The 15609-nt window shown below is 48.1% G+C and carries 12 protein-coding genes; 8 read left to right on the top strand and 4 right to left on the bottom strand.

Going from position 1 to position 15609, the window contains the following annotated elements; translation table 11 throughout:
• Positions 1-2: 2 nt before the first annotated feature.
• Positions 3-1391: a c-type cytochrome domain-containing protein gene (locus tag AAC052_RS03990; RefSeq protein WP_339811127.1), complete on the top strand. Its 1389-nt coding sequence runs from the start codon at positions 3-5 to the stop codon at positions 1389-1391.
• Here the strand turns inward: AAC052_RS03990 and AAC052_RS03985 are convergent.
• The 3 genes from AAC052_RS03985 to AAC052_RS03975 all read right to left on the bottom strand — a co-directional run bounded on the left by AAC052_RS03985 (position 1381) and on the right by AAC052_RS03975 (position 4202).
• Entirely contained in the window at positions 1381-1614 is a 234-nt protein-coding gene (locus AAC052_RS03985) for a hypothetical protein (protein ID WP_339811124.1), read from the bottom strand. The two genes, AAC052_RS03990 and AAC052_RS03985, sit on opposite strands and share 11 nt — an antisense overlap.
• 129 nt (positions 1615-1743) lie before the next feature.
• Complete coding sequence (locus AAC052_RS03980; RefSeq protein WP_339811121.1) at positions 1744-2544, bottom strand: hypothetical protein; 801 nt, start codon at positions 2542-2544, stop codon at positions 1744-1746.
• 155 nt (positions 2545-2699) lie between these two features.
• Positions 2700-4202 carry a peptidase S10 gene (locus AAC052_RS03975; RefSeq protein WP_339811119.1) on the bottom strand — a complete coding sequence of 501 codons (1503 nt, stop codon included), beginning with the start codon at positions 4200-4202 and terminating at the stop codon, positions 2700-2702.
• A 198-nt stretch (positions 4203-4400) separates the two neighbouring features.
• Here AAC052_RS03975 and AAC052_RS03970 point away from each other — a divergent pair, with 198 nt between their 5' ends.
• The 6 genes from AAC052_RS03970 to AAC052_RS03945 all read left to right on the top strand — a co-directional run bounded on the left by AAC052_RS03970 (position 4401) and on the right by AAC052_RS03945 (position 10983).
• Positions 4401-5291, top strand: coding sequence for an EboA domain-containing protein (locus AAC052_RS03970; protein WP_317491567.1), 891 nt, complete (start codon positions 4401-4403; stop codon positions 5289-5291).
• 104 nt (positions 5292-5395) lie between these two features.
• Positions 5396-6301 carry a TatD family hydrolase gene (locus tag AAC052_RS03965; RefSeq protein WP_317492355.1) on the top strand — a complete coding sequence of 302 codons (906 nt, stop codon included), beginning with the start codon at positions 5396-5398 and terminating at the stop codon, positions 6299-6301.
• Position 6302: 1 nt separating this feature from the next.
• Positions 6303-7187 carry a UbiA-like protein EboC gene (gene eboC / locus AAC052_RS03960; protein WP_317491568.1) on the top strand — a complete coding sequence of 295 codons (885 nt, stop codon included), beginning with the start codon at positions 6303-6305 and terminating at the stop codon, positions 7185-7187.
• Positions 7188-7236: 49 nt separating this feature from the next.
• Complete coding sequence (locus AAC052_RS03955; RefSeq protein WP_339811115.1) at positions 7237-8406, top strand: 3-dehydroquinate synthase; 1170 nt, start codon at positions 7237-7239, stop codon at positions 8404-8406.
• 2 nt (positions 8407-8408) lie between these two features.
• Positions 8409-9614: a metabolite traffic protein EboE gene (gene eboE, locus AAC052_RS03950; RefSeq protein ID WP_339811112.1), complete on the top strand. Its 1206-nt coding sequence runs from the start codon at positions 8409-8411 to the stop codon at positions 9612-9614.
• Between the two features lie 16 nt (positions 9615-9630).
• On the top strand, positions 9631-10983 hold the full coding sequence (locus AAC052_RS03945; RefSeq protein ID WP_339811110.1) for a nucleotide pyrophosphatase/phosphodiesterase family protein: 1353 nt from the start codon (positions 9631-9633) through the stop codon (positions 10981-10983).
• A gap of 2 nt (positions 10984-10985) precedes the next feature.
• On the opposite strand, the gene AAC052_RS03940 is transcribed toward AAC052_RS03945, so the two are convergent.
• Positions 10986-13304, bottom strand: a complete 2319-nt coding sequence (locus AAC052_RS03940; protein WP_339811108.1) for an acyl-CoA dehydrogenase — start codon at positions 13302-13304, stop codon at positions 10986-10988.
• Positions 13305-13488: 184 nt separating this feature from the next.
• Here AAC052_RS03940 and AAC052_RS03935 point away from each other — a divergent pair, with 184 nt between their 5' ends.
• Positions 13489-15606: a prolyl oligopeptidase family serine peptidase gene (locus tag AAC052_RS03935; RefSeq protein WP_339811105.1), complete on the top strand. Its 2118-nt coding sequence runs from the start codon at positions 13489-13491 to the stop codon at positions 15604-15606.
• Positions 15607-15609 lie beyond the last annotated feature (3 nt).

Genomic DNA, 15609 nt, shown 5'->3' with positions numbered 1-15609 from the left:
CTATGGACTACGGTATTGTTTCGTTTATTGGAAAATTCCACCCGCTGCTGGTGCACCTGCCTATTGGTATGCTGATGATTGCCATCCTTTTTGGCTTCATGAGCTTAAAGGAAAACTACAGTTACCTCAAGGGAGCTAACCACATTGTGCTTTTTCTTGCGGCGGTTTCAGCCACGCTGTCAGCTTTCACAGGCTGGATACTTTCACAATCGGGTGGTTACGCAAACGAACTGATCGCCTGGCATCAGTGGATGGGCATAGGCCTTGTTGTTATTAGCTGGGTGGCATTTTTCGTACACTCGAGAAATGAGAAAGCTTTTAAAATGGCGCTGGTTGTTTCAGGAATGCTTTTGGTTATTACCGGGCACTTGGGAGGCAGCATTACGCATGGAGACGGCTTTCTGACGCCGCCACCGCTCTCGGAGTGGTTTGCAAAAGAGGGAGCAGCTGTTCCCCCTATTGTTCTGACAAAAGAGATGCTGGGCTACGAGGCCATTGCCAATATTGTGGACAGAAAATGCAAGAGTTGTCACGGCCCCGGTGCCCAGAAGGGAAAGTTGAGGCTCGATTCACCTGAAGAAATACTGAAAGGAGGGAAGCACGGAGAAGTGATAGTGGCTTCTTCACCAGACGAAAGTCACCTGATAGAAAACATCCTCTTACCGATTGATAATGATGACCATATGCCACCTAAAGAGAAGAGCCAGTTGAGTAAGGCCGAGATGGCTATATTGGTGGAGTGGGTGGCCACAGGTGCTTATTTTGACAAAACCGTCGATGAACTGGCGTGGAGCGATAGCCTGATTCTGGCGTACAATGTAGCTACGTCCAACAAACCAGCTAGTTACACCTATATTCCACAGGACAAGGTTCAGCCTGTAGATGCAGCTTTGGTGACGAGACTCGACACGCTGGGCGTGAGTATTGTGCCTGTGAGCGATGGTAGTAACTATTTGAATGTGAACTTCTTACATGTACCGCAGCAGTACATGACCGAGGCTTTTCAGTTGCTTACGTCCATGAATAAACAGTGTGTGTGGCTGGACTTGACAGGAAAAGCTCTTCAGCCAGAACACCTTGAATACCTTGGGAAGATGCAAAACTTGACGAAGCTGAGTCTCAGAGACTGTGGATTGAACGATAGCCTTATGTCAAAATTGCAGCCTTTGTCGAGATTGGAATACGTGAACCTTGTTAATAATCCAGTGACAGCAGACGGCATCAAGACTTTACAAGGTAGCGCCGGTCTTCAGCAATTGTTCCTCTTTCAAACAGAGGTGCAGCCGACAGATACTGCAGCTTTACGGGAAATGTTTGAAAATGCTTCGATAGACCTTGGTGGCTACGAAATGCCGCTGATTGAGGCTGATACCAGTAAAATTATTTATTGAGGTGCCCTTGCCTTTTTTTGATGAGGGTACCAATGCCAAAGCCGATCAGCAATAGCCAGGGGAATCCGTGAAAAATTGTATCGAACCAGTCCATAGGCTGCATGCCGACAGCGCCACCTGCAATCCACTTGATTTTACCCCAAATGTGCGGCTCAGGGAAGAAGGGAGCCAGACCCAGAGTGAGGCAGAGTAGCAGGATGGTTTTTACGGAGAATAGCTTCATATCTTCTTTTTTTCTGCAAAGGTAAGTTAGCCGAAAGTAGAGATGAGTGACATAAGTTACTCCCGCAGCAAAAAGTAAGGCCTTTGATTCAAAGGAATCAAAGGCCCTGGTATCGCTGCCTGTTAGGATTTACTCGCAGGCTACGTCGTTCAATGTTATATCCCAGCAGTGGTACAAGTTATCCTCAAAAAAGACCTGACTTTTGATTTTCCCATTGCTGTTCTCGGCGCTCCAGAGCACCTCTATTGAATTTTCGGTATTGGTGTCAATGATGGTGACGTTTCTGTTCAGTTCGGCGCCGGCATCAACCATATAGCTAATCGAACTTCCGAAACTGTCGCCCGGCTTTTCAACTGTGAAGGTCACGTCTGCAACTCCGTCAACTTCCGATTTGGACCACTCAGATGACAGCCATGGATTTGGCTTGTCAGGCCCTTCATAGAGTGTCCAGGTGCCGGCATTGGCCATGAAATTGGACTCCCCCGTAAACCAGACGAAGTCGGTAAAACCACCTGCTTTCGAAATATAGCCTGTCCAGGTAACATCACTGCCATCCACGTCAGCAGTAAGTTTTACTGAGTAAGAGCCACTGTTAGGAACAGATATATCATAAGTCCAAACCCATAATTTAGTTCCTGTATCAAATGTAGCCTCTTGATTCACCGCTAGTTTAAACGCAGTAACAGGAACAACCAGCGCTCCGGAAAGGATGCCAGAATACACTCCAACACTTGTAGCAGCATATACCCAATTCCTGACAACCATTTGCCTTCCACCTCCATCGCCCTCACTGCCACTAAAATCATCAAAATTGGGAGCCATGCTCGTACTGGGAGGCATTGCCGGAGCAGTACCCGGGTCTACTTCTTCATCTTTGTTACATGACACAAAAAGAATTGAAAATGATAATAGAAATGCTAGTTTTCTCATGTTGAAATTTATTGGTACAACTATAGAATTAACGATCGCAAAAGCTATAAGTTGCATTAAACGAATATTAAATATAATATTTTAAATAAAACCAGGCCCAGCTGCTTTGAACGTGCATTTACTATCCGAATGACAAAATAGGGCAGCTTGTTTTGCTATTTTTGCATAAATACTCTGATGTCTTTCACTAACAAATCAAAATCAGGCTGGTGGTTGTACATCATGTGGCCGCCTTCGTAGTAGGTCAACTGAACCATCTCTTTAGGAATTCCATTGCGTGCAAAGGTGTATTCTGCATCAAAAAAGGGTGTGATCAGATCATAATAGCCGCAAGCCACCAATACCTTAAGATCCTTGTTACGTCGCATGCTCTCAGCAAGCTTTCTGGCTAGATTCACATAAATCGGTTCCCAGTATTCACCTTCCGGCGCATCTCTCCAGCGCCAGTTAGCTCCAACTTCTTCGCTGGAGGTGACATAGGGCCTGTCCATTTCAATATTTAGCTCTGAGGCAAAATAGTGATTGAGCGCTGCCGTATAAGCTGCATCCATTTGGTAGTCGGAAGCATCGCCTAGCGTTGGAGATTCCGCCACGTCGTCTGCCTCATCGCCTTTGAACCTTCCGTCGAGTCTGCCGATGGCGAGTCCTTCCTGCTCCATCAGTTTTTTCTGGAACCGTGGAACAAGTACTCGCAGGTCTGATTTTAAGACGTAGTCTTTTGATAGCCCGGTAAAATAGGAAAGTTTTTCAGCGATTTGATTTTGTGCATCTGCAGTAAGCATGCTCCCTTTGAGCAATGCCGGCGCATATTCATCCGTCGTGAATACCCGACACTCCTGCACAAAAGCCTCCAAAGTTTTGCCTTGTCCGGCTTTCTTGTGGTACCACGCAGTGGCAGCCATACTTGGCAGGTAGGTAAGGTAGGAAATTATGTTGTCGTGAATAGATGTAGAGCCCTGATAGTCGACTGCCTGAGAAATCAGGACAAGGCCGTTCATTGATACACTTTGTCCACTTCCTTCCAGCGCATTGGTCACCGCAGCTGCCCGTGTTGTTCCAAAGCTTTCGCCAAACATGTATTTGGGGGAGTTCCACCGTTTGTTTTCGGTAATCCAAAGTCTGATAAATTGCGCAACCGAGTTGGCGTCTTCGTTTAGGCCCCAGAAATCTTTGCCCGTTCCTTTGCCAACAGGAACGCTGAATCCCGTGCCTATGGGGTCTACAAAAACCAGGTCCGTAACGTCGAGCAGGCATTGTTGATTGTTGACAATAGGGTAGGGAGCACCGCCGTCGTCGGTATCTGCATTGCTGGCGATTTTTACAATTCGAGGCCCCAGAAAGCCCATGTGTAGCCAAACGGAAGCTGAGCCGGGGCCACCGTTGAAAATGAAAGTGACGGGCCGCTTGCTATAGTCAGTGACTCCTTCCTGCAAATAGGAGACCGCCCACAGCGCTCCGATAGCTTCGTTTTGATCATTTTTCAGGTGTGTTTCCTTCCCGACGGCTTTGTACCGCAGGGCCTTTCCATTGAAGGTGCCCTGGTGTTGTGTGATAAATGATTTCGGCGCAGGTATCTCTTTTATTATCGAGTCAGCCTTCTGTGCACAGGATAAATGAACGAGGGCAAGCAAAGTGAAAGCGCATAGAATGGTTTTCATCAAGTTCATCATTTTGAGTTGGATGTTTTGTGTCCACAATTTGATCAAACTTTTTTATTACAGCAGAACAATGGGCAGCGAAAAATATGTTGTGATGTGAGTAATGTCACGCAATGTGTCGGACGGTATTTTTATACTTGTCAAAACCTTTGATATTTGTCGGTTATAGCGATTTTAATTAAACAAACCCTATTTTAGATGTTTTCATACGATGCCAGGGTGCTTAGTGCCGCTTTGTCAGCCATTATCGAGTCCTCCGTGTCTGACGATGCCTGGCGATGGCTTCAAGAAAAAGCGGCTGATATCTCTTCTTCTGAAACCGGATCAGCATTAAATGTGGCTTTCGCTGCTATTCCCAGAAAGATTGGCAAGAATCATTTGAGCCTTAGCGAAGGTGCTGTGACTAACATCCAACAAATCAGACCTGGTTTTCAAATAACCAATTGGTCAATTGACCGCTTGTGTCGGGTGTGGGTACTGATTCAGGTGCCGGCTTCAAGCAAGACCAATTACACAGTCAGGATTCAAAACTTGTTTCTGGCGGCGGAAATGAATGAGCTGGTGGCGTTGTATTCTGCGCTGCCTGTAGTAGCTTACCCCGAAGCGTGGAAAGCCCAGTGTGCCGAAGGGATACGAAGCAATATCGGTGATGTGCTGGAGGCAATTATGTGTAATAACCCATACCCCTCTGAGCAACTCGATGAAGCTGCCTGGAATCAACTGGTGCTGAAGGCAATATTTACAGAAAAACCGTTGCATTTGATTATTGGGTTAGACGACAGGGCAAATTTGGAGCTGGCCAACACGCTCTCCGATTTTGCGCATGAAAGATGGGCGGCACACAGGATTGTACCTCCTATGTTGTGGAGATGTGTCGGGCCTTTTATCAATGAAAAAACAATTGGAGACATGGAGCGCCTGGTGCTGTCTGTCGATAGCACCGAAAGAGAAGCTGCGGCTCTTGCCTGTAGTGTGAGCCAATTTCCTGCTGCCGCTGAACTCCTGGATAGGAACAAGCAGCTGAATGCGTTGGTTAAATCGGGTGACATTTCCTGGGAAAGTATAGCAAAGAAAACAGAGCTGGTTTAGCTCAGAATAAAAACAGAACGATTATGTGTTGTAGTGATAATTTTACTGAGGCGGATTTACAAAAAAGGGACGCCAACCCTGTTTATCTCGATAGTGTAAAGGGCATGCAGTTTTTCGACCCACATGTGCACATGACATCCCGCACGACGGACGACTACCAGGCCATGGCGGACGCCGGTGTGGTGGCCCTCATTGAGCCTGCCTTCTGGCTCGGGCAACCCAGAACGGGCATTGCCACCTTCCGTGACTACTATGCCAGCCTGATCGGGTGGGAGCGGTTCAGGTCTTCGCAGTTTGGCATCAAGCACTACTGCACGATAGGGCTGAACAGCCGGGAAGCCAACAATGAGGCTTTGGCTGAGCAGGTGATGGAAATCCTGCCACTGTTTATTTACAAAGAAGGCGTAGTGGGTGTCGGTGAAATAGGTTTCGACGACCAGACACCGGCAGAAGAGAAATACTATCGGGCACAGCTTGACCTGGCTAAAGAAGCAGGGCTGCCTGTGCAAATTCATACACCTCACCGGGACAAAAAACGAGGCACCCAACGCAGTATGGACATCGCCCTGGAGCAAGGCCTTGACCCCAAGATGGTGATTGTTGACCACAACAATGAAGAGACGGTAAACGAAGTATTGGATCGTGGCTTTTGGGCAGCTTTCACCATTTATCCGTTCACCAAAATGGGTAACGAGCGGATGGTCGAAGTGGTGAAACAGTACGGCCCCGACAGAATAATGATCAACTCCGCTGCCGACTGGGGCATCAGTGATCCGTTGGCAGTGCCAAAAACAGCTGCTTTGATGAAACAGCATGGTATCAGCGATGAAGTTATTCGTTTGGTTACCTACCAAAATGCCATCACGGCGTTTGGCCAGAGTGGGCAAATCGACGAGGCTGACTTTGCCTCAGTGAAAGACATCGACCAAAGCCAAAAATTCGAAGGTAATACGGTTTTGCGTGGCGGCCAGCAGCCACGTATGGACAAGAACTCCCTGATCATTAAATAATTTGAAGCAAATTATCGGACTTCTGCGCCTTACCAGGCCGGCCAATATTGTCACTGCGGTAGCCGACATTTTGGCTGGTGTGGCTATTTCGGGCTACCTGGCTGGCTTCACCTACGGTGCAACGCCCATTATTTGGCTGAGCCTGGCCACCATGGGCTTATATGGTGGCGGCGTTGTGTTCAACGACGTGTTTGATGCCGAACTTGACGCCGTGGAGCGGCCAGAACGGCCAATTCCCAGTGGTGTGGTTTCCAGGTTTATGGCAGCAATGCTTGGGATGGTGCTTTTGGGTATCGGTATTTTAGCCGCTGGCAAAGTGAATTGGATGCCGTCTGGAGTGATTGCTGCGGCTATTGCCTTCTCCTCGGTTGTCTACGACAAGTGGGGCAAGCATCAGCTCATTTTTGGGCCAATCAACATGGGACTCTGTAGGGGGTTGAACCTGACGCTTGGTATAAGCATCGTTCCCGGTGTGCTGGATACGTATTGGTGGCTCGGTATTGTGCCAGTGATTTACATCGCCGCTATTACCATGGTCAGCCGGGGCGAAGTGCATGGAGGAAGCAAATTGACCCTGTACAATGCGCTGGTGCTTTACGCTGTGGTAATTAGCGCTGTTTTATGGTTCTCTATAGAAAACAATACGTTTTATCTCACATTGCCCTTTGTTCTCGCATTTGGTGGAATGATTGCTTTGCCGTTATTCAAAGCGATAGCCGATCCTATTGGGAAAAATATAGGAAAGGCAGTGAAAGCTGGAGTCATTGCGTTGATATTGATGAATGCTGCGTGGGCATCAGCTTTTGGCGTTACGTATTTTGCCCTGGGTATTGTACTTTTGTTGCCCTTGTCGTTATTGCTGGCGAAAGCCTTTGCTGTAACGTGAATTTGTTTGTTTTAAATTTTCAGCCTGACGTCAGGCAATTAGCATAGTTATGGAGTTTTTACAACAGTCCTTCAGTGTGAAGTTTGACTACAAAGTGTATTTCACCACAAACCTTTTCGATAGGTCGAACGATACACTTTCAAGTTTTCTGAAAGAAAGAATGGAAGAAGGTACCATCCAGAAGGTACTGTTTGTTTTGGATCAGGGAGTGGACGAAGCGCATCCCGGTCTAAAGCAAGGTATTCAAGACTATTTTGAGACTGTCGATAATATCCACCTCATTCTTGAGACACTAGTCGTGCCGGGTGGTGAAGAAGCTAAAAACGATGAAAGCCTCCTGTATCAGGTTATTGATGCGGTGAACGCTCACGGCATAGACCGTCATTCTTATCTGGTGGCTATTGGCGGCGGTGCTGTTCTCGATATGGTGGGTTATGCAGCCGCTATTTCACACAGAGGCGTTCGTCATATTCGCATTCCAACGACTGTCCTTTCTCAAAACGATTCTGGGGTGGGTGTGAAAAATGGCGTCAATTTCTATCGGAAAAAGAATTTCCTCGGCACATTTGCTCCGCCTGTTGCAGTATTCAACGACTATCATTTTCTGACTACTTTATCTGACCTCGACTGGCGGTCGGGGATGTCTGAAGCCGTAAAGGTGGCGCTGATCAAGGATGCTTCCTTCTTTGACTGGATTGAGCACAACGCCACCATGCTGGCAGCCCGTGATATGGGGGCCATGAAATATTTGGTGAAACGGTGTGCTGCACTCCACCTTGACCATATTGCAGGCAAGGATCCTTTTGAGACGGGTTCTTCCAGGCCGCTCGACTTTGGCCACTGGAGTGCACACAAACTGGAAGCGCTGGCCGACTTTTCCATCAGGCATGGTGAGGCTGTGGCGATTGGTATCGCCCTCGACACAGTCTACTCAATGCTTACCAAGCGACTATCGGAGGACGATGCCAGGAGAATTCTTGTGGTGCTTCAAAACCTTGGCTTTCCTCTGCAACATCCATTGCTGAAGTTTGAAGAGGGCAATAGTCCACTACTTGATGGGCTTAGCGAGTTCCGGGAGCACCTGGGGGGTAAACTTACCATTATGCTATTGATAGCTATTGGGACAGGGGAAGAAGTGCATGAAATGAATGAGAAACTTATTCGTGAGTCCAGTGAGTGGCTGGAAAGGTACGCTCACGAACAAACCATCAGGCTCTGACTATGAAAACAGATTTTGGCTATTTAACCTACTGCTCCAATATACACGCCGGCGAAAGCTGGGCAGATCATTTCGCTGCACTCAGGAAGTTCATTCCTTCGGTGAAAGTGAAATGCAGCCCAGACCAGCCTTTTGGGATAGGGCTGCGCTTATCTAATGAGGCATCGATAGACCTTGCTAAAGAGGGCGCTTTGGTTGAATTTAAAGACTGGTTGTCCACTTCTAACTGTTATGTCTTCACCATGAATGGGTTTCCCTACGGCGGCTTTCACAACACTCGTGTGAAAGAGCAGGTTCATGCCCCCGACTGGACTACAAACGACAGGGTGAATTACACCACCCGCCTGTTCGATATACTTTCTCGGCTGCTGCCTGCAGGCATGGAAGGCGGAATCTCCACCTCACCTTTGACTTATCGTTATTGGCACAAGCCTGAAGAACTCCACAACGTTTTTGAAGTTGCCACAATGAAAATGATTGAGGTAGCCAAGCACCTCAAACGGCTACATGACACCACGGGGCAGCTACTTCACCTGGATATTGAACCCGAGCCAGATGGTCTTTTGGAATCCGGGCCAGAGTTCATTGATTGGTACAAAAAATACTTGCTTCCGTTGGGGGTAGCTGAGTTGCAAAAGGAATTTGATCTATCTGTAGCAGAGGCAGAGGCAACTATCAAGCGTCATGTGCAGCTTTGCTATGACGTGTGTCACTTTGCGGTGGGTTATGAAAATCACCAGGAAGTGGTCAACAAGTTAAGCGCTTTAGGTATTAAAACAGGTAAAATTCAGATCAGTGCTGCGTTAAAAGCCCCGATGGCATCAGGAGAGTCGAGGAACCCAGTGATTGCTGCCTTCAAAGGCTTCAACGAATCGACCTATCTCCATCAAGTAGTTGCCCGCACCCAAAGCGATGGTTTTAAACGCTATCCTGATTTACCGGAAGCTCTTGCCGACGCCGACAATCAGGACATAAAAGAATGGCGTTCTCATTTTCATGTGCCATTATTTGTGGAAGACTACGGCGTATTGAAATCGACGCAAGAAGACATTGTGAAGGTGCTTGACCTACAAAAGACGAAGCCATTCACCTATCACCTTGAAATTGAAACCTACACCTGGGAAGTGTTGCCAGATGGGCTGAAATTACCAATAGATGAATCCATAGTAAGGGAAATGAAATGGGTGATTAATCAGCTCAATGGCTAGTTCCATCAAGCAGCAAATGAAAAAAACCGTCGTTATTGATGTCGTAGGACTATCGGCCCATCTGATAGGAGAGCATACACCATTTCTTCAAGACTATATAAAGGGAAGGCAGGTGCAGTCCATTGTGCCGATGCTGCCTGCGGTTACCACTTCAGTTCAGTCGACTTATGTTACTGGCAAATGGCCCACTGAAACTGGCATCGTCGGCAATGGTTGGTACGACAATCAGGATTCAGAAATAAAGTTTTGGAAGCAATCCAATAAACTGGTAGCAGGAGAGAAAATATGGGAGAAGGCGAAGAAAGTTGACCCTTTGTTTACCTGCTCCAAAATGTTCTGGTGGTACAATATGTACTCCTCGGCTGATTTTTCTGCAACACCCAGGCCACAATACCTGGCCGATGGGAGAAAAATGCCTGATTGCTATACGCAGCCGGCCGGTCTTAGGGATGAGTTGCAGAAGGAGTTGGGTCAATTTCCCTTGTTTCAGTTTTGGGGGCCTGGTGCTAACATCAAATCCACCCAATGGATAGCCGATGCCTCCGTTTTCACCGATCGCCGATATGACCCCACGCTGACACTCATCTATTTGCCTCATCTCGACTACTGCTTACAAAAATTCGGTCCCGACTTCGAGTTGGTAGGAAAGGAGCTCACCGAAATTGACCAGGTGGTAAAAGGGCTGGTGGATTACTACACAAAAAAGAAGGCTAATATTATCTTGTTGTCGGAATACGGCATAAGCCCGGTGAGTAGGCCTGTTCACTTTAACAGACTGCTGCGCAAAAAGGGGCTTCTTAGTATCCGGGAGGAAAGGGGGCTGGAGTTACTGGATGCTGGTGCCTCGAAAGCATTTGCCGTAGCCGACCATCAAGTTGCACACGTTTATGTCAACGATCCATCGGTAATGGAAGAGGTAAAACGGCTGGCCGAAGCTACTCAGGGAGTGAGGTTGGTGTTGGACAGAGCCCAGCAAAAGAAACATCATATTAACCACGAAAGATCTGGTGACCTCGTGCTCATAGCCGACGAGCATAGTTGGTTCACCTACTATTTTTGGCTCGACGATGTCAAAGCACCTGACTACGCCAGGGCTGTAGACATCCATAAGAAACCTGGCTACGATCCTGTGGAGATGTTTATGAGTTCGAAGCTCAGGGCCGGATATAAACTACTTCGCAAGAAGCTTGGCTTCCGCTATGTGATGGACGTGATCCCATTGGATGCCAATTTGATAAAAGGCTCACATGGAAGCCCTCTGGTAGATAGCAAATACCACCCAGTGCTTATAACTGATGAGAAAGTAAGTGATTCGCCAGTGCCAGCAACATCGGTGCATGACATTATCTGGCAATCTCTTACAAGCTGAGTTTAGCTGTTTCTTACAGCAATAGGTGCTGCTAGCAAAGTGTCAGGGATTCCAAAAGCGTCAGTTAACGCCACAGCGTTTTGCCGAACCTCCAAACAAAGTGTGTTGACCAGCTGGCGAATGGCCTTGGTTTTGGCACCGGCCATGTAGTCAGCCTCCAGGTACCAGCCTTTGTTCTTCTCTATTTGAGACAAGGCAAATAGCTGACAAAGCTTGGTGAGAATGTGCTTGCTGCCCTCATCGGTCACTTCGCTAATTTTCTCCTGAAACTGTTCCAGAATAATCCTTTCAATGTATGCATGACCTACCATGACGAGGTGATACTGACATTGATTGAAAGCGTCGAAAGAGTCCATTCCCTGGTCGATGTAGTGCTTCAACCGCTTGGCGGAAGAGGCCAGAATGCTTTTTTCCCGGTACCTGAATGCAGCCAGGTGAAACTCAAAATCCAGCAAGTGCTCTTTATCAGTATTTCTGATGGTGATGGGGTTCATTTCCTGGATGCTCACCTTGGCCTGGTCGGTCACGTAGTTCAGCATGCCGAACAGGTTCATGTGGCCAAACTCCTGCCTGAACTCAGACAGCCTGCTTTTGGCAACCAGCTGCATCAGCACGGTATTATCGCCCTCGAAAGTGGTATAAATCTCTGTGTCATTTTTCAAAGCAGCGATGCGGTTTTCAGCTAAATAGCCTTTGCCACCAAGCGCTTCTCTGCACTCCTGCAAGCTGGCGGTTGCGTTCCATGTCGCCCACGACTTTAGTCCGGCTGCCAGGGCTTCGATTTCCTGCATATCTTCTTCGGTTCTTTTAAGGAACCGTTGAGTAAGATATTGCAAGGCGAAATGCAAAGCATATGCGTTGGAAAGCAGCGGCATAAGGCGGCGCTGATGGGTGCGATAATTGAGAATAGGCACCTCACTACCACCTTCCGGCCCGAATTGCTTTCTGCCGTCGGCATACCTTATTGCTATGGTAAGCCCAGATTTGGTGGCACTTAGTCCAGACCGGGGAATGCCTATTCTGCCGCCCACAAGAGTGCCAAGCATGGTGAAAAACCTGCGATTGTCGCTGCTGATTGGGCTGGCGAACTGCCCATTTTCATCGATGCTGGCAAAGCGATCCAGCATGCTTTCCTTTGGAATCACCACATTGTCGAAACGTATCACCCCGTTGTCGACGCCGTTCAAGCCCATCTTTCTGCCGCAGTCCTTAATGGTCACGCCCGTATGCATATTGCTTTTTTTGTCTCTTAAGGGGACAACGAAGGCACTAACCCCGTAGTCGGTTCCGTCAATGATCAGCTTGGCGAATACCGTGGCCATTTGGCCATGCAGCGCTGCGTTGCCAATGTACTCCTTCTGGGCTTTGGGGTTGGGTGTGTGAATGGTGATTTTGCCCGACTTGTGATCATAGGTGGCAGTGGTTTCAATACCCTTTACATTTGAACCATGGCCTGTTTCTGTCATTGCAAAACAGCCCGGGAGATTGAGCGTACCCGCATCAGCCAGGTATTTTTTATGGTGTTTTTGGGTGCCCAAGAAGTAGATACTCATACCGAAAAGCCCAAACTGTACCCCAAACTTAATGACCATGCTCAGGTCGTGGTAGCTAAGAGTCTCCATGATGGTGAAATAGCCTTCCATGTCATCAGTGCCACCAAACTCTTTAGGGTAAGCACGGTTGCCATAGCCTTGCGATGCAAGGATTTTGCACCAATGGAGTACTTTTTCACGGTATTCGGTAAGGTCTCCGGTGTCCAGATATTTGAACTCGGGGTCGGATAGGAGTGTCTTTACTTTAGCAATGAGGGCAGCTTGATCACCATCCAAAATTGCCCTGAGTTTATCAACGGAAAATGTTTTTTGAGATGCGAGTGTTTCCGCTTCGGTAGCAGCCCTGTCGTTGGACGCCAGATGGAATGCCGACTCCCTGCTAATAATGCCCAAGGCATCTTCAATATCCCGCAGTGGCTGCTGAGCATTCTGAAAGGCTACTTCATCTCTGCCGATACTATTAAGCTCTGCAAGCTTGTTGCCAATGTCAACCAGGCTTGTTTTCATTTCGGGTGACAGCTCCTGAGAGATACGTTTTATTTCTGTGAGCCAGCTTTTTATCTCGTTGGGAGACGGCGGCTTCGCTGGGTTCAGGTAAGACAGCAGCAATTCCCTTTCCTCGTTTTTCAGCCACGACTGCTTGTTGATCAAACTTTGGATATTTTTTATCTCACTTGGCGTAAGCACGTCATCCGCCCACACCATGTAAAACATGGGTAGGAAAGAATACAGCGATGGGTTGGCTTTGAGTAAGGGGGAATTGATCATGGGTGTTATCGTTTGTCTAAATTTTGCTCTTTAAATGTTTTAAAACAATGATAATTTATTTCAGCCTAAGCTTGCATCGAACTTACTTCCAAAAAAGGCCATAACTGAATTTAACCTTTCGAAAAAAGAGTTGTTAAATACCACTCGAATTTGATTAGTTTAATTCGACTAACTCTAACAAGCCATGCGACCATTTGTTACCATCTTTTTGTTCCTTTTGTTTTGCTGTTTGTCAGTAGCAAACATTCATGCTCAGCCTTTTTCTTTCGAATCCATTAAATCGTATCCGTTTCCGGCTGACCTGACTGCCGCTGCTACGGGTAGCAAAATAGCATGGACTTTCAACGAACAAGGTCAAAGAAACATCTACGTAGCTGAAGGCCATGATTTCAAAGTAAGAAAGCTTACGCAATACAACGACGACAGTGGACAGGAGATATCGAGCCTGGCAGTGAGTGCTGATGGTCAGTGGGTGGTTTATGTGAGAGGGGGAGACCATGGCTCTAATTGGGACGACGATGCGCCGGTGAATACCTCTTTCCTTCCGGAGCCGCCAAAAGTTCAGGTTTGGAGCATTCCGTTTGCAGGCGGAGAGCCAAAAATGTTGGCAGATGGGGACTTGCCCTCTGTTTCGCCAAATTCAAAAACGGTGGCCTATGTTAAAGCCGGGCAGATATTGTCTGTACCCATTGACGGCTCTGCGAAAGGCGAGGCAATGTTTACGGCAAGAGGACGAAACGGCAGCATCACCTGGTCACCAGATGGTGCAAGAATGGCTTTCGTATCCAATAGGGGCGACCATTCATTTGTTGGGGTTTTCACCAACAAAGAAACGCCGATTACCTGGCTGGCCCCTTCTTTCAATTTTGACAGATCTCCAGATTGGTCGCCCGATGGCACACGAATCGTTTTTGTTCGCACCCCGGGTGCGGGTGGTGCGCCCGACTCGATACTGGCAAGAAAGCATCGCCCGTGGGCCATTTGGTCAGCCGATGTGTCAACGGCTCAGGCCAAAAAGCTCTGGGAGGCACCCAAAACGTTGGCTGGCTCAACACCCAACACTCACGGTGGGGCTAACCTCCATTGGGCTGCCAAAGGCAAGATCGTCTTTATGTCGTACAAAGACGGCTGGCCTCACATGTATTCAATGCCCGAAAATGGTGGCGAGCCCATGTTGCTTACACCCGGAAATTTCATGGCTGAGCATGTGAGCCTAAGCAGCGACCGTGGCACATTGCTGTTTAGCGGGAATACAGGCCCCGATCCACTCGATCTCGACCGGCGTCATGCAGTTCAGGTGTCGGTGGACAAGGCCGATATGAAGGTACTTACCCCTGGGACGGGCCTTGAGTGGACACCCGTAATGACCGGCGACGGCAAAAGCATAGCAATGATCAACGCAACAGCGCAACGGCCGCCGCTTCCGGTTGTGCTCCCGGCTAACGGAGGCAAAGTGAAGCTGCTCGCCGAAGATCGCATTCCTTCCGATTTCCCATCCAAAAACCTGGTAACTCCCACGCAGGCCATATTTACATCTGAGGACGGATTTACCATCCACGGTCAGCTGTTTACACCGACCAATAGGTCAGCGAAAGGCCCTGCCATCATCTACGTGCATGGTGGGCCGCCGAGGCAAATGTTGCTGGGTTGGCATTACTCCGACTATTACACGAATGCCTACGTCACAAACCAGTACCTGGCTAGTTTGGGTTTCACAGTGCTTGCTGTCAATTACAGACTGGGGATAGGTTATGGCTACGAATTTCACAACCCGGCAGATGCAGGTACCTGGGGAGCCAGTGAGTACAAAGACATTAAGGCAGCGGGGCTTTGGCTTGGCAAGCAGCCAGGTGTGGATGCATCTAAGATTGGCATTTACGGTGGGTCATACGGTGGCTATTTGACGGCCATGGCACTGGGACGAAACTCTGATATTTTTGCCGCTGGCGTCGATATTCACGGTGTGCATGAGAGAACGACCGGTAGGATCGGAGATATCCTGTATCCAGATCAATATGAAAAAGCGCCGGACGCCGAGAAAGCTGCCCAGGTAGCATGGGAGTCTTCTCCAGCATCAACAGTTGGCGGCTGGACTTCGCCAGTGCTGATAATACATGGTGATGATGACAGAAATGTCCGTTTTAGCCAAAGCACTGATTTGGTGCAACGACTGCTTGAAAAAGGAGTGGAGATGGAAACCATCGTCATCGTCGACGACACCCATCATTGGATGAAGCATGGGAACTCCTTAAAAGCGGGAAAAGCGACGGCTGACTTCTTTGTGAGGAAGTTAAAGAAGTAAGAT

The sequence above is a fragment of the uncultured Imperialibacter sp. genome (assembly GCF_963974565.1).
Classification (GTDB): Bacteria; Bacteroidota; Bacteroidia; order Cytophagales; family Cyclobacteriaceae; genus Imperialibacter; species Imperialibacter roseus.
This window is presented reverse-complemented; position numbering and strand designations above follow the sequence as displayed.

Coding starts and splice junctions, on each gene's coding strand:
- AAC052_RS03990 (WP_339811127.1), top strand. CDS start 3: ATGGACTACGGTATTGTTTCGTTTATTGGAAAATTCCACCCGCTGCTG.
- AAC052_RS03985 (WP_339811124.1), bottom strand. CDS start 1,614: ATGAAGCTATTCTCCGTAAAAACCATCCTGCTACTCTGCCTCACTCTG.
- AAC052_RS03980 (WP_339811121.1), bottom strand. CDS start 2,544: ATGAGAAAACTAGCATTTCTATTATCATTTTCAATTCTTTTTGTGTCA.
- AAC052_RS03975 (WP_339811119.1), bottom strand. CDS start 4,202: ATGAAAACCATTCTATGCGCTTTCACTTTGCTTGCCCTCGTTCATTTA.
- AAC052_RS03970 (WP_317491567.1), top strand. CDS start 4,401: ATGTTTTCATACGATGCCAGGGTGCTTAGTGCCGCTTTGTCAGCCATT.
- AAC052_RS03965 (WP_317492355.1), top strand. CDS start 5,396: ATGCAGTTTTTCGACCCACATGTGCACATGACATCCCGCACGACGGAC.
- AAC052_RS03955 (WP_339811115.1), top strand. CDS start 7,237: ATGGAGTTTTTACAACAGTCCTTCAGTGTGAAGTTTGACTACAAAGTG.
- eboE (WP_339811112.1), top strand. CDS start 8,409: ATGAAAACAGATTTTGGCTATTTAACCTACTGCTCCAATATACACGCC.
- AAC052_RS03945 (WP_339811110.1), top strand. CDS start 9,631: ATGAAAAAAACCGTCGTTATTGATGTCGTAGGACTATCGGCCCATCTG.
- AAC052_RS03940 (WP_339811108.1), bottom strand. CDS start 13,304: ATGATCAATTCCCCCTTACTCAAAGCCAACCCATCGCTGTATTCTTTC.
- AAC052_RS03935 (WP_339811105.1), top strand. CDS start 13,489: ATGCGACCATTTGTTACCATCTTTTTGTTCCTTTTGTTTTGCTGTTTG.